This is a genomic window from Pseudolactococcus plantarum (assembly GCF_002441715.1).
GTDB classification, from domain to species: Bacteria; Bacillota; Bacilli; order Lactobacillales; family Streptococcaceae; genus Pseudolactococcus; species Pseudolactococcus plantarum.
Genome location: NZ_JXJX01000006.1, coordinates 139634 through 162283, shown reverse-complemented (window position 1 = coordinate 162283; position 22650 = coordinate 139634). Strand labels below are relative to the sequence as shown.

At 37.5% G+C, this 22650-nt stretch carries 21 protein-coding genes and 1 other RNA gene; 3 read left to right on the top strand and 19 right to left on the bottom strand.

Annotated elements, in window-relative coordinates; translation table 11 throughout:
• Window positions 1-154 precede the first annotated feature (154 nt).
• From RU87_RS09820 to RU87_RS05275, 3 genes are all read right to left on the bottom strand, one after another.
• Complete coding sequence (locus RU87_RS09820) at window positions 155-697, bottom strand: hypothetical protein (RefSeq protein ID WP_096835821.1); 543 nt, start codon at window positions 695-697, stop codon at window positions 155-157.
• 265 nt (window positions 698-962) lie between these two features.
• Window positions 963-1315: a transfer-messenger RNA gene (ssrA, locus tag RU87_RS05280) on the bottom strand.
• A gap of 52 nt (window positions 1316-1367) precedes the next feature.
• The gene (locus RU87_RS05275) at window positions 1368-1991 is read right to left on the bottom strand and encodes a YigZ family protein (protein WP_068162026.1); all 624 of its coding nucleotides are present in this window, start codon (window positions 1989-1991) and stop codon (window positions 1368-1370) included.
• Between the two features lie 62 nt (window positions 1992-2053).
• On the opposite strand from RU87_RS05275, the gene RU87_RS05270 reads away from it, so the two are divergent.
• Entirely contained in the window at window positions 2054-3325 is a 1272-nt protein-coding gene (locus RU87_RS05270; protein WP_068162035.1) for an ATP-dependent helicase ComFA, read from the top strand.
• Window positions 3325-3972, top strand: coding sequence for a ComF family protein (locus tag RU87_RS05265; RefSeq protein WP_068162024.1), 648 nt, complete (start codon window positions 3325-3327; stop codon window positions 3970-3972). Before RU87_RS05270 ends, RU87_RS05265 begins: the two co-directional genes overlap by 1 nt.
• Before the next feature lie 2 nt (window positions 3973-3974).
• On the opposite strand, the gene RU87_RS05260 is transcribed toward RU87_RS05265, so the two are convergent.
• The 14 genes from RU87_RS05260 to RU87_RS05195 form a co-directional block, all read right to left on the bottom strand.
• Window positions 3975-4376 carry a diacylglycerol kinase family protein gene (locus tag RU87_RS05260; protein ID WP_068162020.1) on the bottom strand — a complete coding sequence of 134 codons (402 nt, stop codon included), beginning with the start codon at window positions 4374-4376 and terminating at the stop codon, window positions 3975-3977.
• Window positions 4360-4851, bottom strand: a complete 492-nt coding sequence (gene ybeY, locus RU87_RS05255; RefSeq protein WP_068162018.1) for an rRNA maturation RNase YbeY — start codon at window positions 4849-4851, stop codon at window positions 4360-4362. The genes RU87_RS05260 and ybeY overlap by 17 nt, the downstream gene beginning before the upstream one ends.
• 108 nt (window positions 4852-4959) lie before the next feature.
• On the bottom strand, window positions 4960-5952 hold the full coding sequence (locus tag RU87_RS05250; RefSeq protein ID WP_068162014.1) for a PhoH family protein: 993 nt from the start codon (window positions 5950-5952) through the stop codon (window positions 4960-4962).
• Window positions 5949-6140 carry a hypothetical protein gene (locus RU87_RS05245; protein WP_068162011.1) on the bottom strand — a complete coding sequence of 64 codons (192 nt, stop codon included), beginning with the start codon at window positions 6138-6140 and terminating at the stop codon, window positions 5949-5951. The genes RU87_RS05250 and RU87_RS05245 overlap by 4 nt, the downstream gene beginning before the upstream one ends.
• Window positions 6141-6202: 62 nt before the next feature.
• Window positions 6203-7522, bottom strand: coding sequence for a GTPase ObgE (obgE, locus tag RU87_RS05240; RefSeq protein WP_096835820.1), 1320 nt, complete (start codon window positions 7520-7522; stop codon window positions 6203-6205).
• A gap of 121 nt (window positions 7523-7643) precedes the next feature.
• On the bottom strand, window positions 7644-8768 hold the full coding sequence (locus RU87_RS05235; protein WP_068162008.1) for a cell division protein FtsQ/DivIB: 1125 nt from the start codon (window positions 8766-8768) through the stop codon (window positions 7644-7646).
• Window positions 8758-9864 carry an undecaprenyldiphospho-muramoylpentapeptide beta-N-acetylglucosaminyltransferase gene (gene murG, locus RU87_RS05230; RefSeq protein ID WP_068162006.1) on the bottom strand — a complete coding sequence of 369 codons (1107 nt, stop codon included), beginning with the start codon at window positions 9862-9864 and terminating at the stop codon, window positions 8758-8760. Before murG ends, RU87_RS05235 begins: the two co-directional genes overlap by 11 nt.
• A 2-nt stretch (window positions 9865-9866) precedes the next feature.
• Window positions 9867-11225, bottom strand: coding sequence for a UDP-N-acetylmuramoyl-L-alanine--D-glutamate ligase (gene murD / locus RU87_RS05225; RefSeq protein ID WP_068162003.1), 1359 nt, complete (start codon window positions 11223-11225; stop codon window positions 9867-9869).
• 173 nt (window positions 11226-11398) lie between these two features.
• Window positions 11399-11740 (bottom strand): P-II family nitrogen regulator, encoded by a 342-nt coding sequence (locus RU87_RS05220; protein WP_068162000.1) that lies wholly within the window; start codon window positions 11738-11740, stop codon window positions 11399-11401.
• A 38-nt stretch (window positions 11741-11778) separates the two neighbouring features.
• The gene (locus tag RU87_RS05215; RefSeq protein ID WP_068161996.1) at window positions 11779-13017 is read right to left on the bottom strand and encodes an ammonium transporter; all 1239 of its coding nucleotides are present in this window, start codon (window positions 13015-13017) and stop codon (window positions 11779-11781) included.
• Between the two features lie 184 nt (window positions 13018-13201).
• Window positions 13202-14692 carry a HAMP domain-containing sensor histidine kinase gene (locus tag RU87_RS05210; RefSeq protein WP_167373829.1) on the bottom strand — a complete coding sequence of 497 codons (1491 nt, stop codon included), beginning with the start codon at window positions 14690-14692 and terminating at the stop codon, window positions 13202-13204.
• Window positions 14693-14836: 144 nt separating this feature from the next.
• A complete protein-coding gene (locus RU87_RS05205; protein WP_068161990.1) occupies window positions 14837-15529 on the bottom strand; it encodes a response regulator transcription factor in 693 nt (230 codons plus the stop codon).
• 224 nt (window positions 15530-15753) lie between these two features.
• Complete coding sequence (gndA, locus tag RU87_RS05200; protein WP_068161987.1) at window positions 15754-17175, bottom strand: NADP-dependent phosphogluconate dehydrogenase; 1422 nt, start codon at window positions 17173-17175, stop codon at window positions 15754-15756.
• A gap of 218 nt (window positions 17176-17393) precedes the next feature.
• Complete coding sequence (locus tag RU87_RS05195) at window positions 17394-17930, bottom strand: YceD family protein (protein WP_068161985.1); 537 nt, start codon at window positions 17928-17930, stop codon at window positions 17394-17396.
• 87 nt (window positions 17931-18017) lie between these two features.
• Here RU87_RS05195 and RU87_RS05190 point away from each other — a divergent pair, with 87 nt between their 5' ends.
• The gene (locus RU87_RS05190; RefSeq protein ID WP_068161983.1) at window positions 18018-18809 is read left to right on the top strand and encodes an ABC transporter ATP-binding protein; all 792 of its coding nucleotides are present in this window, start codon (window positions 18018-18020) and stop codon (window positions 18807-18809) included.
• A 164-nt stretch (window positions 18810-18973) separates the two neighbouring features.
• On the opposite strand, the gene RU87_RS05185 is transcribed toward RU87_RS05190, so the two are convergent.
• Together RU87_RS05185 and mgtA are read right to left on the bottom strand one after the other, a co-directional pair.
• Window positions 18974-19909, bottom strand: coding sequence for a manganese-dependent inorganic pyrophosphatase (locus RU87_RS05185; protein ID WP_068161981.1), 936 nt, complete (start codon window positions 19907-19909; stop codon window positions 18974-18976).
• A gap of 78 nt (window positions 19910-19987) precedes the next feature.
• Complete coding sequence (gene mgtA, locus RU87_RS05180) at window positions 19988-22609, bottom strand: magnesium-translocating P-type ATPase (protein ID WP_269447762.1); 2622 nt, start codon at window positions 22607-22609, stop codon at window positions 19988-19990.
• Window positions 22610-22650: the final 41 nt, after the last annotated feature.

The window sequence follows — 22650 nt, the reverse complement described above, 5'->3', positions numbered from 1 at the left end:
CTGGCGGATTTGTGGATGATTCTGAAATCTTGTTTTTCCCCTTGGATATCAAGTCTAACATTATTATTATTTGACTGAACACTGTCTTTTGTTTCATCTATGGCTTTAGCCAATACTTCTGTTGTAATCTCATTGCTCATATAAAGTATCCTCCTTAATATTTTAATTCATGAATTTTTAAGTTATAAACGACTTTAGCATTTTTACTACCTTCAGCTGCTACTCCAAACTTTTCAAATATTTTTTTTTCGTGAGAACTTAAGTCATACGTCGCATTCTCGAAATCAGATCGAATAGAAAACTCAGTATTTTCGGGATTCAAAGAGTCTAGTTTAACGTATTTTTTTAAGTTATCATCGTATTCTGTTTCATCATTCAACGTAAATCTTAAAGTAAAATATTTATCTTGAGAGACAAATATTTTAGCCTTACTGTTAACATAATTTCCAAACAAAGATGGGCCTAATATCGGTGAGTTTCGGTATTCTACTCCAATGCCTTGCCACTCGATTTTTTTGATACCTGCATAGTTTTTGACCAAGTAATCTGTCACATAACTTTGAATCAGCTCGATCCCTTGTTGGTATTCTTTTTCTAATTTACGTTTGTCCATGTACACTTTACCTCCAAATCCAGTACCCATAAGTACCAGTAACAGTAAAAAGCCTATTATTTTTTTATGCTTTAGTTTAGCCATTAGCCTCCCATCCCANTTTTTTATGCTTTAGTTTAGCCATTAGCCTATTTTCTAATATTTTCATAATTCTCATCTCGCCTACAGTATAACACGTAAGTTTAAATTTTACAATAAAATTAAAAAGAACCTTGGTATTTTATAAGGTTCTTTTCATAACAATCAAAAAGTAATTGACGACTCGACAATTTGTTTTAAAAAATATTTTGGCACATATTTGTCACATAAATAATAAAAACCCTTATTTTATAAGGGTTTTTAGCTTAATAAATGGAGCTGAGGGGAGTCGAACCCCTGTCCAAATGCCTTGCTATATCAGCGTCTACAATCATAGGGACTGTCTAAATTTAACCAACTGACAAGACAATCCTCGAACAAAGTCAGCTGGCGAGTCTCTTAATCTCTTCTTTCATGTCAAGACACCACAAAAGCGTATCCTACTAAATTAGGCCATCAAATCGTCATAGGCGAACGAAAGTCTGGCACGCCGGCTGTGGTTTAGGCAGCTAAAGCGTAAGTTTGTGTATTTTTAGCAGTTATATTTATCTGCGACGGTTTAGAGTGACGTCTCACTAATCGCAGCTCATACGCGACAACACCTGTCGAATCCAGAACAACCCCAGATCATATGCTCAAAGGTCTAGCAAGTGACCTCTGAAATTTCATTATACCATCAAAGCGGTACTTCTACAAGTTTTTTATCACCCTTAGTCAGTTGCAATTGACCATGGAACTGCTCTGTCAGTCCTGCGATAATCAACGCCATTTGTGTGGTATCACAAAAACATGTCACTGTCACCTGATCTGTAAAAGCTGTATCTGCCATAGGTATAGCCTCTGTGGATAGATATCTAGATACACTATCAAATAAGTGATACCCCATGACAATGTCAAGTCGTGTTTGTTCTACTCTCTCAACAAGACCGACTGCATCGATCGCATGGTTAACACTCCCAGCATAAGCACGAATCAACCCGCCAGCACCTAACTTAATACCACCAAAATAACGTGTCACAACAGCTACAACATCAATTAATTCTCTTTTTTTAAGAATTTCTAACATCGGAACTCCTGCTGTGCCAGAGGGCTCGCCATCATCTGATGATCTCTGGATTTCTTGGTGATCACCGATGACAAAAGCAGAGACGTTATGAGAAGCCTTATGATGTTTTTTCTTAATTGATGTGATAAACTCACGCGCTTCCTCTTCACTAGTCACACGTTTTAGCTGACAAATAAACTTAGATTTTTTGATTTCTTCTTCTAATACGACATCTGTTTTAATCGTAATCGTCATGTTAATGCACCTCTCCTTTCTTTTTATTGTAACATGTGTCCTTAAAATACGTACTTGAAGGTATGAAAAACTTATTTGGTCGCCTGCTCACGCGACAAGAACTCGATAGCGATCCAACTCAATTACCTACTGAGGTGATCTCCATACCAGGCATGGTACAATCTGGTAAATACGTGATTTGCAATCGTTGCGGCACCAGCTCTTTAATGCAATCAGTATCACTTCAAGTCTCTGCATTTTTTTGCCCAGCATGTATAGGACTCGGACGTGTCAGATCTGATGAATTGCTTTATCATATCCCACAACAGCCGTTCCCAAAACAAGATACCTTAGCTTGGCAAGGCACGCTTACTCCCTATCAAGCTAAAATTTCTCACCAACTAGTAGAGGCAGTTGAGCAAAAGCTAAAGATACTCGTGCACGCCGTTACTGGTGCGGGTAAAACAGAGATGATCTATGATGCGATAAACACAAGTATTGCTAGCGGGGGAGCAGTCTGTATTGCTACGCCACGTACCGATGTCGCACGAGAACTCTATAGTAGACTATCTCGCGATTTTAATCTCACTATCTCCCTCTTACACGCTGATGCAGCGCCTTATTTTAGAACGCCTCTCGTCATTTCGACCACACACCAATTATTACGATTTAGAAATGCATTTGATTTACTGGTCATTGACGAAGTAGATGCTTTTCCTTTCGTTAATAACACCATCCTCCACTACGCTGCTGATCATGCTCAAAAAAACAGTGCCACAGTCATCTATCTGACTGCTACACCGACAGATAAGCTAAACGCACTAGTCAAATCTGGCCAGCTAACAAGCACCACTTTATCTAGGCGATTCCACGGACATCCTCTCGTTGTACCCAAACCCATATTTAGTGCTAACAACAAGACGATTTATCGGTATATTAAAAAACAGCGAAAAACAAACTTTCCATTATTAATTTTCGCCCCTGTGATTACTTGGGGCAAAGCTTTTACAGCTACGTTAAGGCAATTATTTCCAGATGAACAGATAGGCTTCGTTGCGTCTACTAGCGAGGATCGCTCTGATATCATCACTCAGTTTCGTGAAGCCTCTTTAAATATCTTGGTTACCACAACCATATTGGAACGAGGTGTTACATTTCCAAAAGTTGATGTTTTCGTCTTACACGCGCATCACAGACTATTTACAACGTCCAGTTTAGTGCAAATATCAGGTCGAGTTGGTAGAAGTCTTGAACGGCCGACCGGACTTATCTATTTTTTTCATCAGGGATTAACCAAACAGATGACTCAAGCAATCTCAGATATACGACTGATGAATAAACTCGGAGGATTTTGATGACTAATTGTTTGCTATGTGACACTTATCTTAGGGTGGTGCCCACTTTTTCAGATATATTCTTTTCTAGACGCTCTCACCAGAAACTGTGCAACTCCTGTTTTGCCACCTTTGAAGTCATTGCAGAGCCGTACTGTCAAACCTGCTATAAACCAGATATAACTGGCAGCTGTCTTGACTGCCAAAATCAAGCTCATACCACCTTACATCGTGCTATTTTCCATTATAATGAGGCAGCTAAAACTTTTTTTCAACGTTATAAGTTTCAAGGAGACTTTAGATTAAGAGGTGCTTTTGATCAGGTACTTCGTGACGCATTAAAACATGCTCATATCATCCCTATCCCGATATCTGATAAACGACTAAATATCCGAGGATTCAATCAAGTCACAGGATTTTTAACCAGTGCAGAACTGACTTATCTAGATGTGTTAGGTAAGCAAGAAACCGGACATCAGTCTCATAAAACTAGACAAGAACGGCTATCTTCTAATAACCCATTTTACCTAACTAGTGCCCTAAAACTTCCTGATAAAGTGATCATTTTTGACGATATTTATACCACTGGTACCACACTACAGCACGCTCGTGAAGTCATAGAAAAAGCGGGAGCTACCCGCATCTCTACTTTTTCCTTATTTCGCTAAGCTTAAAAAATCAAATACCAAATTTTAGGCAAGAAGATGAAGAGACCAACAATGACAGCGAAAATAGAAATAAACAAAACGGCACCTGCTGCCATATCCTTGGCATTTTTGGCTAACATGGAGAAATGGTACTCACTAGCTAAATCAACCACATTTTCAATAGCCGAATTGATAATCTCTGCAAAAATGACTAAAAAGATAGCTAGCAGTAAAAATAGCCAATCTACTTTAGAAATGTTAAACACAAAACCTAATACGATCGCTATAGCTGCACTGACAGCATGTTTTCGTAAATTTCGCTCTTCACGAAAAGCAGTCACAATACCAGTTAAAGCAAATTCAAGCGATGCATAAACAGTTTGATTCTTCCACTTTTTTTCTGTATTTTTATCTCGTAAGGCCATAAGCTGTCAAAATCTCTTCCTGAAGCGCAAACATCACTTTTTCATCTTCAGCTACCATATGATCGTAACCGTTAATGTGTAAAAATCCATGGACTGCTAAAAATCCCATTTCTCTTTCATAACTATGACCATAGTTATCAGCTTGCTCTTGCGCTTTTTCTATCGAAATATAAAGTTCACCAATAAAACTATCAAATTCTGCTAATTCCGCTTGAAGCGCTTCTGGCATCTCAAACGCATCATCAAACGTAATTGTTTCTGGTTCATACTCTAAACTAACAACATCAGTAGGCACATCTTTGCCCCGATACTCTCGGTTAATATCTTGAATTTCATCATTCAAGACATATGTAATTGCCATTTCTTTATGCTCAGGCAAGTGAATAAACTCTGCCGCAAATTTCAATAGTTTAACTGTTTCTGCCTGCATTTCCTGAGAAACTTGGCCCGTATTATCTGTCATTTCGACATACATGATTCAACATCACCTTTCAAAAAAGTTTTGACTAGTTCTAGCACTCACAACGATCTAACTCGTGCATTATGCGTCATAAGTGTCAATAACAAATCCCGATATCCCTACTCATGATTCATCTGTTTCTGCTACACTTTGAGCAGCTTCTTTCAACTCATCTGTTTCATACGCTTTTATAATCTCAGCTACGACAGGGTGTCTCACGACGTCTTTGGCTGAAAAATAAACAAAGGACACTTGTTTGACTTTGGCTAATTTATCTTTAGCATCAATTAAACCAGATTTTGTTTTTCTAGGTAAATCAATCTGGCTCACATCACCGTTAATGACCATCTTAGAATTAAATCCTAGCCGTGTTAAAAACATTTTCATCTGCATAGTGGTTGTATTTTGTGCTTCATCTAAAATAACAAACGCATCATCTAAAGTACGCCCACGCATATAAGCTAGTGGGGCAATCTCTATTGTCCCACGTTCTAACATCCGCTCAACCGTCACCTTACCTAACACTTGATGCAATGCATCATAGATAGGCCTCAAATAAGGATCCACTTTTTCTTGTAAATCCCCAGGTAAAAATCCTAGACTCTCTCCAGCTTCAACAGCTGGTCTAGTGACAATAATACGCTTGACTTGTCCACGACGTAACGCTGTCGTAGCCAATACAACAGCTAAATACGTTTTACCTGTTCCAGCAGGACCGATACCAAAAGTAATGTCATGGTGTAAGATATCGTCGACATAAATCTTTTGTCCCAAAGTCTTCACGCGAATTGGTTTTCCACTGCTATCTTTAGTAATTTCTTCCTCATAGAGTGCGACAAACTTATTAATCTCACCATTTTTGGCCATCGTCACAGCCGTTACAACATCTGGGGTATTAATTGTTTGACCTCGAGAGACTAGCACCAATAAAGCTTGTAAAATCAATCTAGCCAACTCAGTTTTCTCATCAGAATCGGATACAATCTGAATCACATCACTACGAAAATGAATCGTCACACCAATAGCATCTTCCACATATTTCAGATGTTTTTCCTGCGCACCAAACAAATTAGTACCATCTGCAGGATGAGTTAATTTGAGTTCAAAAGTTTTCAAATGGCTGTATCTTCTTTCTTATTGTCTTCTTTTAATGCATCGAGCGCCGCTTTTTCACGATCTAGTCGTAATTTGCGGTTAGGATTAAATTTATCAAATAATGCCGCAATCTTTTCAGGTGGCCAAGCATCAGCAGATGCTATAAATTCACCATCTTCACCTCTATTACCAATAATTTTAAAACCCATCGAAACACCTCCAATCTTCGAGATCCACTATAGATGTTCACCTTTGCAAAGCTGAGGGTGTTTTAATCTACAAATTCAAATTCAAATTTGCCGATTCTAACAATATCACCATCTCTAGCACCACGGCTACGTAGATCCTCATCGATTCCCATACCACGAAGTTGTCTAGCAAATTTGAATATAGAATCATCATGATCAAAATTCGTCATGGTGAAGAGTTTCTCTAATTTTTCACCAGATAGGATCCATGAGGCATCATCAGCACGTGAAATCTCATACTCTCTCGCACCTTCATCAAATCCATAATAAGCCTCTTGTTCTTGACCAACAAAGTCAGCTTCTTCATAGAGTGGAAATTCAGGTGTTTCACCTAATAATTCAGCGGTCGCTTCAAGTAAATTTTGCAAGCCTTGTCTTGAAATCCCTGACACTGGGAATACCTGTGGTAGGTCTTCAAATTCATCATAATTTGCAGCTAATTTTGCTTTAAATTCAGCTAAATTTTCTTGTGCATCAGGCATATCCATTTTATTTGCAACGATGATTTGAGGACGTTCCATTAATCTCAAGTTATAGCCTTCTAACTCGTCATTAATGGCAACATAATCATCATAAGGATCGCGCCCTTCCATCCCACTCATATCGATAACATGAAGCAACACTCGCGTACGTTCTATGTGACGTAAGAACTGGGTACCTAGCCCAATTCCCTGACTAGCGCCCTCAATCAATCCTGGCATATCAGCTACGACAAAACTTTCGCCATCGCCAACACGCACCATACCGATATTAGGCACTAAAGTTGTAAAATGATAAGCACCAATTTTAGGACGTGCATTAGAAATCACACTTAACAATGTTGATTTACCGACTGATGGGAAGCCAACAAGTCCAACATCTGCTAAAACGCGAAGTTCTAGTAGCAAGGTTCTTTCTTCACCAGGTTCACCATTTTCAGCAACCTCAGGCGCAGGATTTCTAGGCGTTGCGAACCGAATATTCCCACGACCACCACGGCCACCATGTGCAACAGTAAATGTTTGACCAGGTGCTAATAAGTCTACCAATATCTTATCGCTACCCACTTCTTTAACAGTTGTACCTTGAGGGACTTTCACGATCAAATCTTCTGATCCTCGACCGTGCATGCCTTTATTCATTCCTTTTTCACCAGGTTTCGCCTTAAAATGACGATTGTAGCGAAAATCCATCAGCGTACGTAGCCCTTCATCGACAACGAAGATAACATCTCCGCCACGACCACCATCACCACCAGCAGGTCCACCGTCTGGAACATATTTTTCTCGACGGAAAGAAACAGCGCCATCGCCACCCTTACCAGCTTTTACTTCAATTCGTGCTGTATCTAAAAACATTGACATTTTGTCACCTTGATTTTCTTTAAATTTATCTATAGTTATTTCCATTATAACAAAAAACACAAGCTTTCGCTCATGTCTTAAACAATTCATTAAACAATGTTTTCTCTCATGGCAGACTTAACTATTGACCAGCTGCAGTTGGATTAGCAGTAGTTGAGCTAGCAGTAGTTGAGCTAGTAGTAGTTGAGCTAGTAGTAGTTGCACCATTATTAGCTGAATCCCCTGAAGTTGGCGTAGCTGAAGCTGGGGTAGCTGGACTGCTAGTGCTTGGTATTGTTTTTTTATTAGCATCATCTAAATCTTTTTGATAAGCATCCTTAGATTTTGCATATATGCCTGCTTCCATATCCACAACACTAGGCTCTGTCAGTTGCGTCGCTACACTAGTATAGTACGGTAATTTATCCTCCATTTGACTAAGTGGTACACGCACTTCATTGCCATCTTTCATCTCTATTGCGATGAAATCTTTCGTAACCTTAGTAGGTGTTTTTGTAACTGTCGTAATTTGGCTTTTTACCTTATCTTTAAGCGTCTCATAAGCTATTGCAAATGACTTGGCCTCTTGTGCTGAAAATCCATCCAGTACTGGCATAGATTTCAGATTTTGAGCATTAATCTGCTCATCTTTTACAATCTCACCATTAGACAAAACGATCTGATAAGTATTACCTGTCTTGAGATATAGACATTCACGATGCTCTGTAATTTTTGCAAAAAAGTGATTAGGAAACTTAAAAGTAATGGCAACAGATTTGATTCTTGGAAATGTGTTGGTAATATTTGCAGCGATTTTCTTTTCCGAGTTAATGATTCGCCAAACATGATCTCCTGTTTTAATATTTGTTGCTGCAGCGATTTGTTTCGCAGACTCATGTTGATTCCCTTGTGGCGTAAAACTACCAATCTTACTTAGCGGTGAAATAACATACGCACTGCTCACAATCCCAACAATCGCAAGCAAAAGAAACGGCCACATCTTGGTCAGATTTTCAACTACTGGTTTTTTTTCAGTTATCACAAACAGATTTTTAATCTGTTTTAAAATCGGCACCCTTGCTTTTTTAGTTTTAGGTGTTTTTGTTGGCGCATCATATTTTTCAATCACGGATTCAGTCTGAATCGGTTGCTTTTTCCGTTTTTCTTCTCGTGCTTTTTTCGCTGCTTCTGCAGCTTTCTTTTGTTCAAATGCTGCGTGTTCTTTTTGCCATGGGGTTAACTCGGGTTTCTTTTCCTTATTGGCCATTGACTACATCCTTAAGTACTCCATATAAACGTTGACTTGCATCAGGAACACCTTCACGCAAAGCATTTTCAGCCATTTTTCTATAGCTCTGATCGTCAAGTAGTAAACTATCAATCGCCTGAACAATTCTTTGTCCGGTCAACTCTGCATTATTAATACTGATAGCGGCACCTGCATTTTCTAATGCTTGTGCATTTTTCGTTTGATGATCGGCAGTTACATAAGGACTAGGTACTAAAATAGCCGGTAATCCAAGCGCTGTAATCTCAGCTAGCGTCGTTGCCCCAGCTCTAGATAAGATGAGAGTTGCATCATTTAGTACCTCAACCATATTTTTGATATAGGGTACAATTTTGATATTTTTTTCTTGATTATAGGCTGCAAAAGTAGCTGCAAATTCTGGATCGTTAAAATAAATTTCACCTGACGCATAAAGAATTTGATAATCTTTTTTAGCAAGCTCTGGTAAGGCTTCCAGCACTGCCGTATTTATTTTCAAAGCACCTCGACTACCACCAAAAATCACGACAGTTTTCTTAGTGCCATCAAGATCATACTGACTAAGTACATTACCAGATTCAATCAAATCAGCTACCTCTTGCGCACGAGGATTACCGGTAAAGACTGTTTTGTTTGAAGGAAAGAAAGTCCCTGCTTCTTGAAATGCTAAGGCAACTCGTGTCACATATCGACTTAAAAATTTGTTAGTAATACCTGGAATAGAATTTTGTTCATGTACAATAGTTGGGATTTTTAATTTTGCTGCAGCATAGACAACTGGACCTGCAACGTAACCACCTGTCCCAACAACCACATCGGGCTTAAAATTCTTAATAATCTTTTTAGCATCTGAAACAGATTTGACAAATTTATAGACTGTTTTGATATTCTCTAAAGATAATGATCGTTTAAATCCCTGAATATCAATCGTTTTAAACTCAATGCCATTCTCTGGGACAATTGTAGATTCTAGACCTTTTTGTGTCCCAATATATAATACACTAAGATTAGGTTCAACTGTCTTTAGATACTTAATAAAACTCAGCGCCGGATAGATATGACCACCTGTTCCACCACCACTAACAATAATTTTCATTTTCAATTTTCTTTCAATTTATTAAAGGCATCAATAAACAAGTCCCCACGTTGCTCAAAGGTCTTATATTGATCCCAACTTGCATTAGCAGGGCTTAGCAACACTGTATCTCCCTGATCTGCCTGATCAAAGGCTAATGCTGCTGCTGAGGCAACATCTTCGCTATTAAAAACTGGAATACTTAATGACTCTGCTAACGCTTTAAGTTTAGGTGCTGTTTCGCCAAATACAATCAACCCTTTTAAACCTGCTATATCTTTAGCTAAAGCATCAAAACTATTGCCTCTATCAAGTCCACCAGCTAATAACCAAAGGGTATGATTATCAAATCCTGATAATGCTTTTTGCGTTGCCAATATATTAGTTGCTTTACTATCATTATAAAACTTAATCATTGATTTTGTGCCAATATATTGCAAGCGATGTTTGACACCAGAAAATGTCATTAACACATCTTTGATAGCTGTGTTTGAGATGCCTGATAATTTTGCCACACAGATAGCAGCGAGTGCGTTCTCTAAGTTATGATCACCTGGTAAAGATAACTCGCTAACCTGCATGATCTGCTCATCTTTATAATAGATCACCCCATCATGACTATAAGCACCATCTAAACATTGTGTTGTTGTTGAAAACGGCACAATGCTTGCAACAGTATTCACTGCCATCTCTTTAAGCTTTTCTTGGTTATAGTTCAATACCAAAAAATCCTCAGCTGTCATATTTTCTTGAATACGCCACTTAGCCGCTTCGTAATGATCTTGTGTGCCATGATAATCTAAGTGTGCTGAAAAAATATTCGTAATCACAGCAATTTTCGGACGAAATTGATCAATACCCATTAATTGGAAACTTGATAATTCCATGATCAAACTGTCATTAGCTGTCGCATTAGCAGCAACCTCTGATGCAGGAAAACCGATATTACCAGACAATTTAGCGGCATGTTTATCAGCATTAAAAATATCAGCTATCATTGTCGTTGTCGTTGTTTTACCATTTGTCCCTGTTATCCCGACAATAGGTGCATCGGAAATAAGATAAGCAAGTTCAACCTCAGTGATAATTGGTAAGTTTAAGTCTAGTGCACGACTCACCATCGGATTTTCATAAGGAATACCAGGGTTTTTAACCATCACCTCGAAATCTTCTTCGAGTAAATCTAGTGGATGACCGCCAGTAATCACTTTAATCCCTTCTGATAAAAGTTCTTGTGCAGCTGGATTTTCATCAAAAGGCTTACCATCATTGACTGTGACAATTGCGCCTAATTTTTTAAGTACACGTGCTGCAGATTCACCCGACTTGGCTAACCCTAATACCAAGACTTTTTTATTTTCGAAATTTTTAATATTTTTCATTATCGCACCCTTAGCTTCAGTGACAAAAATTGTTTGTCATTTCTGTCTTCATATCCTTTAATTCTATCGTTTTTACATCATTTTTTCAACACTAAGTATCGTTAAGCTCACATAATCTAATCAAAAAAACATCCAGCCCTATAAGCTAAATGTTTTTTCATAATCGCTATATTTTAGATAGCATCTCCGCCTTCTTCACCTGTTCGGATACGAATGACATTTTCAACTGGTAAAACAAAGATTTTACCATCTCCTACTTCACCTGTCTGAGTAGTTTCACGAATAACTTCAACTAATTTTCCGATACGTTCTTCAACAGTGACGATTTCGATTTTAATTTTGGCAAGTAACGTTGTATTTAATTTTTGACCACGTACATATTCAGCAAATCCTTTTTGATTACCATAGCCTAAAACTTGCGTAACAGTCATACCTTTCGCTAAATTATTTTTAACTAAAGCATCTTTTAAATCTTCCAATTTTTCAGTGCGGATAATCGCTTCAACTTTTTTCATTACTTAACTCTCCTTTTACTCTATCCATTTATAAATGCTTAACTATCAAGACCCATAAATGTTGGATAAGCTGTTTCATCATGCTCACTATCATCAAGTCCAACTGCTTCAGCACGATCGCTAACTCTAATTGCTGTAAATAGTGAAATAACTTTGATAATTATAAATGTCATCACAGCACTAAATATGACTGTGAATACTATCGCACCGATTTGTGCAACGAAAAGTTTAGCAGAACCATAAATTAAACCAGAATATCCTTTTTCTAAAGCAAGTGCTGGTGTTGTGAAGATACCTGTCATGATACCTCCGAACATACCACCAATACCATGAGCACCAAAAGCATCTAGTGCATCATCATAGGCAAATTTATGTTTGACAACTGAAATAAAGTAATATGAAATTGGAGAAACGAGTGCACCAATCAAGATTGATGACCATAATGAGACAAAACCAGCACCTGGTGTGATGGCAACAAGCCCAATAACCAAACCAGTTGATGCCCCAACAACTGTCGGTTTACCAATCATAATTTTTTCAACAATTAACCAAGAAAGCATCGCTGCCGCTGCTGCTGTATTTGTTGTCATGAAAGCATGTACTGCTAACCCATTTGCTGAAAGTGCTGACCCTGCATTAAAGCCAAACCAACCAAACCAAAGTAATCCAGCACCTAGTAAAACAAACGGAATATTATGAGGTCTATACTCAAGACGAATATAATCACGACGACGACCAAGTACAATTGCTAAAACTAGTGCGCTGACACCAGATGAAATATGGACAACATTCCCACCAGCAAAGTCAATTGAGTGAATCTTAGCAAGGAATCCGCCGCCCCATACCATATGTGCTAATGGATAGTAAACTAGAATCAACCAAAATACCATAAAAATAACTAATGGTGTAAAACGCATACGACCAACTACAGAACCTGTAATTAAGGCAACAGTAATAATCGAGAACATCATTTGGAATCCACCAAATAAACCATCTGGAATTTCAAGACCATGCAAGGTATTTTTAGACATACTCACACCTTCAAAAAATAGGTGATTAAAGTTACCAATCCAACTACCATCTCCTGAAAACGACAAACTGTAGCCGATAACTACCCATAAGATAGACGCTATACCAAGAGGGATAACCGCCATAAGCATTGTGTTTAGCACATTTTTGCGTCGTTCTAAACCACCATAAAAGAATGCAAGCGCTGGTGTCATCAATAACACCAGAGCAGCACACACAAGGATAAAAGCAATACTTCCTGAGTTCATAGAAAATCTCCTAAAATAATATCAAACTGAGTTTTATACTCATATGCCTATGTCAGAAGTTCTGACATCTGTTATAACTCATATTCTAACACAGAAGTAGCTACTTGTAAATAGTGAATATTCTAAAAATTCAAACAAATATTCAACCAAAGAAAAAAAGCGCTAGATTTGAACGCTTTTTTCATCATATTTTTTCTTTATTTTTAGGAATCTTAAAGGTAAAGACCGCTCCTTTACCAACTTGTGACTCAACAGAGATTGAGCCTTTATAGATCTGTGCAATATTTTTAATGATTGCAAGTCCTAACCCTGTACCACCAATTTCTCTATTTCTCGCTTTGTCTGCGCGGAAGAAACGTTCAAAAATATAAGCTTGATCTTCTTTACAAATCCCAAGCCCATGATCTAGAACTTTGGTGATAATCATATCATCATCTTCAGATAAAGTTACTTTAATATAATTCCCTATCTTTCCTGAATACTTAACGGCATTATCTAGCAAAATCGTCATGGCTTGATCATAATGATTTTTATGAATGAGTGCCTTACCAGGTGAAATCAACTTATTTTCCAGTTCAATATCAAAAGTTGGGTGGACAATACGGAAATTTGTCACTAAATCTGACATACTACAAGCGACTGATATGTATTCCAATTCACTGCGATCAGTATGTTTTAACCTAGCGATATCTAGCATATCTTGAATCATATTAGACATTTTTTTAATTTCTTGTCGTGATGCCTCTAGTGATTCAGTCAACTGTTTAGGATCATCTTTCCCCCAACGCAGTAACAAATTAATATGACCGTCAAGCACGGCAAGAGGTGTTCGTAACTCATGGCTCACATCTGAAACAAAGCGTTCTTGTCCCTCTAAATATTCCTGCTTTTTATGCATCATATCATTAAATACATCTGCTAACTCTTCAATTTCATCACCAGTATTGATCTCAATATCTTTAAATTCTCCAGAAGGCAGATGATTAATTTTTTTCATTTCTGCATGCAATCTTGATAAAGGACTTAACAAATGATGAGAGACAAAGTAACCAATAAAATTAGCCCACAACATGGCCACAACTTCGAGCGCGATCAAGATAAATAGTAATTTATTTCGAATCGTATAATAAAAGTTTAGTTCATTGAAGGATTGCAAATAGCCAATCACTTTACCAGTATTTTTAGATATAACCGTCCGTGTAACAATAAACCCAGTTTTATTGCCAATTTTAACAATAACCGGTTTGGTTGTTTTTTTACTGTAAAGAGATAGTTTTGCTGTTTGAGCTGCAAAAATCAGCTGTTGCTTTTCATCATAAACTTGAAAAGAACGCCAATCTACTCGAGGAATTCCTACTTCTCGTGCTGATTTTATCTCATGACCTGATTCATCATAATATGTTTCAAGCACACCTTCTGCGCGGTACCCCAAATACTTATATACATTTTGCGGATTTAAATTTTCATCCGATTCTGATAAATGGTTATCAACTGTATCCACAACTTTAATTAAGTCTTCTTTTTCACCCTGTAAAAAATAGATGACAGAAGTTTGGTAGACAATGACTGCAAAAATTGTAAATACTAAAAAGCAGAATAGCATGTTAGCAAAAGACCACTTAAGTTTAATGCTTCGTTTAGGTGCTGGTTTTGTTTTAGATGGCAAAATACCCATCATGCTCTCCTAAGAAATTATATAGCTATCAGTTTACTGATTTTTCTATAACTATTATGCTCAGCTATCTGATAGTGGGGGATAAAGCGACAATAACGACCATCAAGATAGATGATCGTTATTATCAATCGACGTATTGGTAAATTAATTATTTTCACGTAACATGTAGCCTAGACCACGGACAGTTTGAATATATGAATCCTTACCATCTTGATCTAACTTATTACGTAAATAACGAATATACACATCAACTACATTAGTTTCAGTTCCTTCGTCATATCCCCAAACATTTTGAACAAGTTGTTCACGTGTTACCACATCGTTAACATTTTTCATCAATGTTGCCAATAAATCATATTCACGTTTTGTCAGATCAATCACTTCACCACCACGCTCAACTTGACGATTTTTCTTATTGATTGTTAAATCACGGAAAGTGGTACCATCTGTTTTCTTACGTTTTTGTATTTCGCGATCTTGACGACGGAAGTTAGCACGAAGGCGTGCTAATAACTCTTCAATCGCAAAAGGTTTCGTGATATAGTCATCTGCACCAATATCTAATCCAGCTACTTTATCCATTGTACTATCACGAGCTGTCATCATTGTAATCGGTGTTTGTTTTTCATTACGCAAACGACGCGCAACCTCAAAGCCATCTAATTCTGGCAACATTAAATCCAAAAGGATCATATCCCAGTCCTGTGAAACAGCCGCTTCCAATCCACTACGACCATCGTGACGTACTTGAACACTATAACCTTCATGTTCAAGCTCAAGTGAGACAAAACGTGCTAATTGTTTTTCATCTTCGATAATTAGAATCTTTTTTACCATTAATTTCTCTTTCTTTCTGACTTTTCGAGTCATAGCTACACGTGTCGACTATAACTTTACAACATTACTAATTGATTAACGAGCAAATACATATGCCTAGTTGAAAATATAGATTTTTGAACGATTACTAAAACCGGCCTGTCTTCTCAAGCACCACCTTATTAGCAATCAATCTAAAAAGATTGTTTGTTTTATCTTTTTCTAGTTAAACACGCGTATGCTGATTATTTTTCTTCATACCAAGAATAGTGATACGTCCCTGGTTTGTCTTTACGTTGGTAGGTATGCGCGCCAAAATAATCTCTTTGCGCTTGGATCAAGTTTGCAGGTAAATTTTCTGAACGATAGCTATCAAAATAAGCTATTGCGCTAGAAAATGTTGGTACTGGAACACCCGCTTGAACCGCAATTGCAACAACTTCACGAACTGCTTGTTGATATTTTGCTGTGATATCCTTAAAATATTCATCCAACAATAAATTGTCTAATGCTTCATTACGACCATACGCATCTGTAATTTTTTGTAAGAAACGTGCGCGAATGATACAACCTGCACGCCAAATTTCAGCAATTTCTCCAAATGGCAAATCCCAATTATTTTCATTAGAAGCAACTCGCAGTTGTGCAAATCCTTGTGCATATGACATAATTTTTGAGAAATAAAGCGCTTGGCGAATTTTTTCAATCAACTCAGCTTTATCACCATCAAATTTATAGTCTGGACCTGTTAGGACTTTACTTGCCACGACACGTTCATCTTTATAAGCAGAGATGTAACGCGCAAAAACTGATTCTGTAATCAAAGGTAGTGGCACGCCAGAATCAAGTGCAGACTGACTTGTCCATTTCCCTGTTCCTTTATTGCCTGCTGCATCTAAAATGTAATCAACAACTGGTCCATCTTGTCCTTGGTCATCTTGGTGCGTTAAGATATCTGTTGTGATCTCGATTAGATAGCTATCTAATTCACCTTTATTCCACTCAGCGAATACTTTTTGCATATCAGCTGCCGTTAAGCCCAACAAACGTTGCATCAAATCATATGACTCTGCAATTAATTGCATATCACCATATTCAATCCCATTGTGTACCATTTTGACATAATGCCCAGCACCTGCAGGTCCAATATATGTCACACATGGTTTACCATCTTCTGGTGCTTTAGCTGAGATTTCTTCTAAGACATCTTTGACTAATTCATATGCTTCTTTTTGACCACCAGGCATGATAGACGGACCTTCTAAAGCTCCTTTTTCTCCACCTGAAACGCCTGTTCCGATGAAATTAATGCCTGAATCAGCTAGTTCAGCATTACGACGCTCTGTATCTTTATAGAATGTATTCCCACCATCAATTAGGATGTCCCCTTTATCTAAGTGAGGCAAGAGATTTTGAATCGTTGCATCTGTACCAGGTCCTGCTTGAACCATCAACATGATACGTCTTGGTTTTTCAATTGATGCCACGAATGATGCAATATCATAGCTCGCAACGATTTTTTTTTCTGGATGCGATTGGATCACATCTTCAGTTTTTTCTTTTGAGCGATTAAAAATTGCGACTGTATATCCACGAGATTCAATATTTAGTGCGAGATTTCGACCCATTACAGCCATACCAACCACACCAAAGTTTGCTTGCGTCATTGCATATTCTCCTATTTCATCCTATTATTATAATTATTTCTTATGAGTATTAATTATAATATAATTTTAATTATTTTTCAAGCCCAAAACGAAAAAAACTTAATTTTTTTGTCATTATCATAAAGTTTTTTTAAACAAACATACCAGCACACAATTTAATCCGCCAAAAATAAAAAACGGAAAGGAAATTCCCACCGTTATCGGATATGTAGCTCATATTAGTCAAATAGCCCATCAAGTTGAGAAAAAGCCGTCGGTTTGTCAACTTGTTCTTCCTCAGCTTGCATCTGCTTATAAGTTTCTTCAGATAATACCTGCCAAGCTGTTCCTGAAGGTAATACATCAGTTTGCTTCTCTTCTTGCGTTAATACCTGTAGCGGTATTTCTAATAAAATGTTATCAGCCACTGATTCTGTTAAATCTATTAAATCTTTATCCAAAATGAAAAGCACATCAGCATCTAAATCTGCTTGGTGTGTTTCAAAATATGCCTGAGTCGTAAAGAGTTCTGCTACGTTGAGTGTCATCGGTACGTCAACGGGTGCCAAACTTCTGCTGGACGGCATGGTTAAACAATAGTCCGCAGCATAGGTTAAGCTATATATCCCATTAGATGCATCCACTCTCCCCTTGACAACAATAGGTGATATACCTAGAATTTCTGGGTCGCGCTTTTGCAGATCACTGCTTAGCTCAAACGTTGTATCAAAGGTAACTGATTCTTTTTTATTTAGTTCTTGTAAAGACCATTTCATCTTGTTATTCTCCTAACTATTATTGTATAATATTTAAAATGAGAATGATAGTAGATAACTCAAATTTAAGTAAGGAATAGGTACGATATGGCCATTATTACACTCAAAAATGTGACGTTCATCCGAAACCAAAAGAAAATTTTAGAAAATATCAACTGGACTGTTCAAAAAAATGAACACTGGGTGATTATGGGTCGTAATGGGTCAGGAAAATCTAACCTAATCAAACTTATAATGGCCGAAAACTGGAAAACCTCTGGTGAGATCACTGTATTGGGGACAAGATTTGGACAAGATCGAATTCCTGAACTCCGTGCTAAAATCGGTATTGTTGGCTCATTTATCGCTGAACGTTTTCGACCTGATATCGTTTCTGAAAATCTTGTTTTGACTGGTAAATACAACTCGTCTATGCTGTACAAAGCTTTTTCAGAAGATGATTTGGCTGTAGCACGAGAGCTTATGAAGCAAATCGGTGCTGGTGAACTAATTGGCAGAATTTACGGTACCTTATCTCAAGGAGAAAAACAATTATTGTTGATTGCACGCAGTTTGATGATAAAACCTGAGATTTTGATTCTAGATGAAGCGACAAACGGCCTAGATTTATTTGCTAAATCTAGGCTATTGACGCAATTACATCAGATTACACAATTGGCAGATGCACCTACTTTGATTTATATTACCCACCATCCTGATGAAATCACAGACGATTTTCAAAAACTCTTGTTTTTAAGAGATGGTAAAGTCGTCAATAGTGGGACACCTGCCCAACTCTTAACAGCTGATAGTTTGACTGATTTCTACCAAGAACCGGTACAAATCGAAGTGGTCGATGGCCATCACTTTGTGCTACCTCAAAAAAGTAACCTGATATAAGAAAATAGCTGTCAAAATAAGACAGCTATTTTCTTATATTTTTATGTCCCTAACACCTCATGCATACCACCATAATTTAATTCTGTTGCTCAGTGCTCACACGTCTAGTCTGCCAGATTTTTGACAACCAAAAAAAGTGGGTTTATACCACTTTTTCTATCTGATTATTTGTTATAAGACTCTGTTAATTGTGGTACGACTTGTTTCTTACGAGACACTGCACCAGCCAAGAAAGCATGATTATCATTAAGTTTGAAATCAAATGCAGCTTCTATTTTATCAGTGTTTGCGCCTAATGCTAAAATTTCTGAATTTGAATTAACAATATCTGTGATCATAAATACAAAATCAGCGTAGCCATTTTCTGCCATTGACGTTTTGATTGCCGCTTCAATTTCTGATTGACGTGTCAAAACTTCAGGAATATCGACTGTATTTACTTGGGCAACACGAACGGCTTGTCCATTCAACTCAAAAGTTTTAGCATCGATATCAATCAACTCTTCAGGTGTTTTAGTTGCTAAGTTAGTACCTGCTTTTAACAAGGCAAGCCCGTAAGTTTCAAGATCAACCCCTGCAAGCGCAGCTAATTCTTCAGCAACTTTATAGTCTGTTTGATGCGTTGTTGGTGATTTCAATAATAGTGTATCGGAAATCAATCCTGATAAAAGTAAGCCCGCAGTTGCTTTAGGAATAGTATGTCCATCTGCTTTAAACTGACGATAGACAATAGATGATGCTGAACCGACTGGCTCTAAAATCATAAACAATGGCGACTCAGTTTCAAAATTTGCCACACGATGGTGATCAACGACACCTAAAATTGTGACATCTTTTATATCTGAGATAGATTGTTGGAACTCATTATGGTCAGTTAAAATGACACTGTCAGCCCCTTCTGCTTTAGCTGAGGTCACAATACGAGGTGCTGTTACACCAAAATAATCCAATGCAAAAGCAGTTTCCTCATTCACTTCACCAAGTGCAACCACTTCAGCACCTTCTAAACCACGTAAACGTGATAATTCTGCAAAAGCATACGATGATCCAATCGCATCAGTGTCAGGATTTTGGTGACCAAAAACTAAAATTTTAGACATATTATTTTCCTCTTTATTCTAATCAATCATTTTATTTTCACTGCTAATTATATCAAATTTACCTCTGATAAAAAAGATTTAGATATTTTTTTGGTAAATTGTCTTAGCAAATTGTAACGTGATTAAATATCCGATCACGATAAGCGGAAAAATTAACCAGTAATGAATCGGTAGCAATTCCAGCTTGAAGTAATGGCCCATTTCGCTTAAACTCAAAATCCCACCTACGATAAATACACCAATGGTTGTTAAACATACTGGTAAGCTGGCAAAACTTTTGACAAACGGTAACTTTTTAGTACGTAACACATGGAATGCGAGGGTTTGTGTGATTAACCCAACTGCGAACCAACCACTTTGAAAATTACCTTGACTGGCAACTGTGTTATAGTGGAAGCCAAAATAAAGAATGATAAATGTTAACACATCAAAAATAGAGCTGACAGGACCAATCAACACTGTAAATCTAAACATATTATTCATGTTCCAAGTAACAGGTTTTTCAATTTCTTCTTTATCTACATGATCCCATGGAATCGCTAATTGCGCAACATCGTAGACCAAATTTTGGACTAATAATTGCATTGATAACATCGGTAGAAATGGCAGAAATACACTAGCAATCAAAATAGAGAAGACATTCCCAAAGTTTGAACTCAAGGTGATTTTAATATATTTCATCATATTAACAAAGACACTTCGGCCTTCTTGCACACCGATTTCTAAGACTTGCAAGCTTTTTTCTAATAAGATAATCGTGCTGGCATCTTTGGTGATATCGGCTGCTGTATCAACCGATATCCCTACATCTGCAGATCTTAAAGAAGGTGCATCATTAATCCCATCTCCCATAAACCCTACCGTGTGACCTTTTTTCTTGAGCAAGCTAATCACACGCTCTTTTTGCATCGGGTTCAGTTTGGCAAATAGATGGATGTCTTCAGCCTTAGCTGTTAATTCATCGTCCAACATCTCATCAATATCAGTACCTAATAGATAATCACTCGCGTCAATCCCTACATCTGCACAAACTTTTTGCGCAACAATCGCGTTATCTCCTGTTAAGACTTTAACAGTTACACCGTGCTGTTGCAAAGAAGAGATTGCTGTAATAGCAGATTTTTTAGCAGGGTCTAAAAATCCTATAAACCCTAAAATTGTTAAGTTCTTTTCGTCAGATTTCTCTATCGTATCTGTATCAATCGTTTTTTTAGCGACTGTAATCACGCGCATGCCATCTTGATTCATGCGTTTATTAACAGCTTTCATTTGTTCAACTAACGCATCAGTTAAAGCTAATTTTTCACCATTGACAAGAACAGAATCACACACTTCTGCCATTTCTTCAACAGCACCCTTAGTGATCATCACACGCTCGTCACCTAATGCTAAAGCGACTGATAAACGGCGTCTAGAAAAATCAAATGGAATCTCATCTATTTTACTGACTTCACCAAAAGGGAGTACTTTTTTATTTTTAGCAAAATAATCAAGTACCGCGACATCCATTAAATTACGCCAGCCTGTTTGATATTTAGAATTGAGAAAGGCATAATTCAACACATTCTCACTCTCATCACCAAAAGGGCCAACATAATGCATCAAGACAACACGATCTTCTGTAATTGTCCCTGTTTTATCTGTACAGAGAATATCCATTGCACCTAAGTTTTGGATGGCTGATAATTTTTTGACAATAACTTTTTCTTTAGCAAGTTTTTGCGCACCTTTAGCTAAATTTGAATTCACAATCATTGGTAGCATTTCAGGTGTTAACCCAACTGCAACCGCAATAGCAAAGAAAAAGGCATTACTAACATCATGTTTTGTGATGACATTCAAAACAAAAACAACTGGAAATAGTACGGCTATCATTTTTAATAATAGACCACTAACCTTTTTTAAGCCAACTTCAAAAGCTGTATCACCCTTGCTACCTGTTGCACTTTGGGCAATATCACCAAAAAATGTTGCTTGACCAGTTTTCAAAATCAGAATATCACCTTGACCACTCAAGACATCTGTCCCCATGAATAAAAGATTTGGCAGATCAACAGCAGCTTTATCCAAATAGTCTGCTCTCGTTTCTGCGACGATTGGGAACTTTTCAACTGGCAAAGACTCTCCAGTTAGAGAACTTTGATTAATAAATAAATCATTAGATGCGAGCAATATCCCATCTGCTGGAATCATATCTCCTGTATGTAACTTGACGATATCACCAGGTACAACCTCATCCATCGGAATTTTTTGACGCTCACCATCCCGAATGACTGCTGCAGTATTTTCAATCATTTCTCGTAAATTAATACTGGTTTTTTGGCTTGCGTATTCTTGATAAAAACTGATTGAAACTGAACAAATCACCATCAAACTCATCACGATCGCAGCTTCATAATCATTTGTCAAGACAGATACTAATGCTAAAAATATCAAAACAATCACAAAGGGATCTTTGAGTGCATTGACCCAGATCTTCCAAGCAGGGATTGGTTGTTGTGACGCAACGATATTCATCCCTACTGTCTCTAGGCGTTGCTTGGCCTCAGCACTTGTTATACCATCTTTGGAGCTAGCTAACGTACCAAATAATTGTTGTGCTGGCGTTAGCGCAAGCTCTTGTAATTCAAATGCTTTTGTCTTTTTTTCCATTTTAGACCTCTTTACGGTTAACGATACACAGACACATCTACTCTCCACAGTTACAACCGGGTAAAGCGATGAGCGTATGACCTGTTAAC

Excerpts from the sequence above, each read along its gene's own strand:
- murD (WP_068162003.1), bottom strand. The coding sequence starts at position 11,225 with ATGAAAAATATTAAAAATTTCGAAAATAAAAAAGTCTTGGTATTAGGG.
- obgE (WP_096835820.1), bottom strand. The coding sequence starts at position 7,522 with ATGTCAATGTTTTTAGATACAGCACGAATTGAAGTAAAAGCTGGTAAG.
- RU87_RS05235 (WP_068162008.1), bottom strand. The coding sequence starts at position 8,768 with ATGGCCAATAAGGAAAAGAAACCCGAGTTAACCCCATGGCAAAAAGAA.
- RU87_RS05265 (WP_068162024.1), top strand. The coding sequence starts at position 3,325 with ATGACTAATTGTTTGCTATGTGACACTTATCTTAGGGTGGTGCCCACT.
- ybeY (WP_068162018.1), bottom strand. The coding sequence starts at position 4,851 with ATGTATGTCGAAATGACAGATAATACGGGCCAAGTTTCTCAGGAAATG.
- RU87_RS05270 (WP_068162035.1), top strand. The coding sequence starts at position 2,054 with ATGAAAAACTTATTTGGTCGCCTGCTCACGCGACAAGAACTCGATAGC.
- RU87_RS05245 (WP_068162011.1), bottom strand. The coding sequence starts at position 6,140 with ATGGGTTTTAAAATTATTGGTAATAGAGGTGAAGATGGTGAATTTATA.
- RU87_RS05215 (WP_068161996.1), bottom strand. The coding sequence starts at position 13,017 with ATGAACTCAGGAAGTATTGCTTTTATCCTTGTGTGTGCTGCTCTGGTG.
- RU87_RS05220 (WP_068162000.1), bottom strand. The coding sequence starts at position 11,740 with ATGAAAAAAGTTGAAGCGATTATCCGCACTGAAAAATTGGAAGATTTA.
- murG (WP_068162006.1), bottom strand. The coding sequence starts at position 9,864 with ATGAAAATTATTGTTAGTGGTGGTGGAACAGGTGGTCATATCTATCCG.
- RU87_RS05275 (WP_068162026.1), bottom strand. The coding sequence starts at position 1,991 with ATGACGATTACGATTAAAACAGATGTCGTATTAGAAGAAGAAATCAAA.
- RU87_RS05195 (WP_068161985.1), bottom strand. The coding sequence starts at position 17,930 with ATGAAATGGTCTTTACAAGAACTAAATAAAAAAGAATCAGTTACCTTT.
- RU87_RS05205 (WP_068161990.1), bottom strand. The coding sequence starts at position 15,529 with ATGGTAAAAAAGATTCTAATTATCGAAGATGAAAAACAATTAGCACGT.
- gndA (WP_068161987.1), bottom strand. The coding sequence starts at position 17,175 with ATGACGCAAGCAAACTTTGGTGTGGTTGGTATGGCTGTAATGGGTCGA.
- RU87_RS05185 (WP_068161981.1), bottom strand. The coding sequence starts at position 19,909 with ATGTCTAAAATTTTAGTTTTTGGTCACCAAAATCCTGACACTGATGCG.
- RU87_RS05260 (WP_068162020.1), bottom strand. The coding sequence starts at position 4,376 with ATGGCCTTACGAGATAAAAATACAGAAAAAAAGTGGAAGAATCAAACT.
- RU87_RS05210 (WP_167373829.1), bottom strand. The coding sequence starts at position 14,692 with ATGGGTATTTTGCCATCTAAAACAAAACCAGCACCTAAACGAAGCATT.
- RU87_RS05190 (WP_068161983.1), top strand. The coding sequence starts at position 18,018 with ATGGCCATTATTACACTCAAAAATGTGACGTTCATCCGAAACCAAAAG.
- RU87_RS09820 (WP_096835821.1), bottom strand. The coding sequence starts at position 697 with ATGGCTAAACTAAAGCATAAAAAAATAATAGGCTTTTTACTGTTACTG.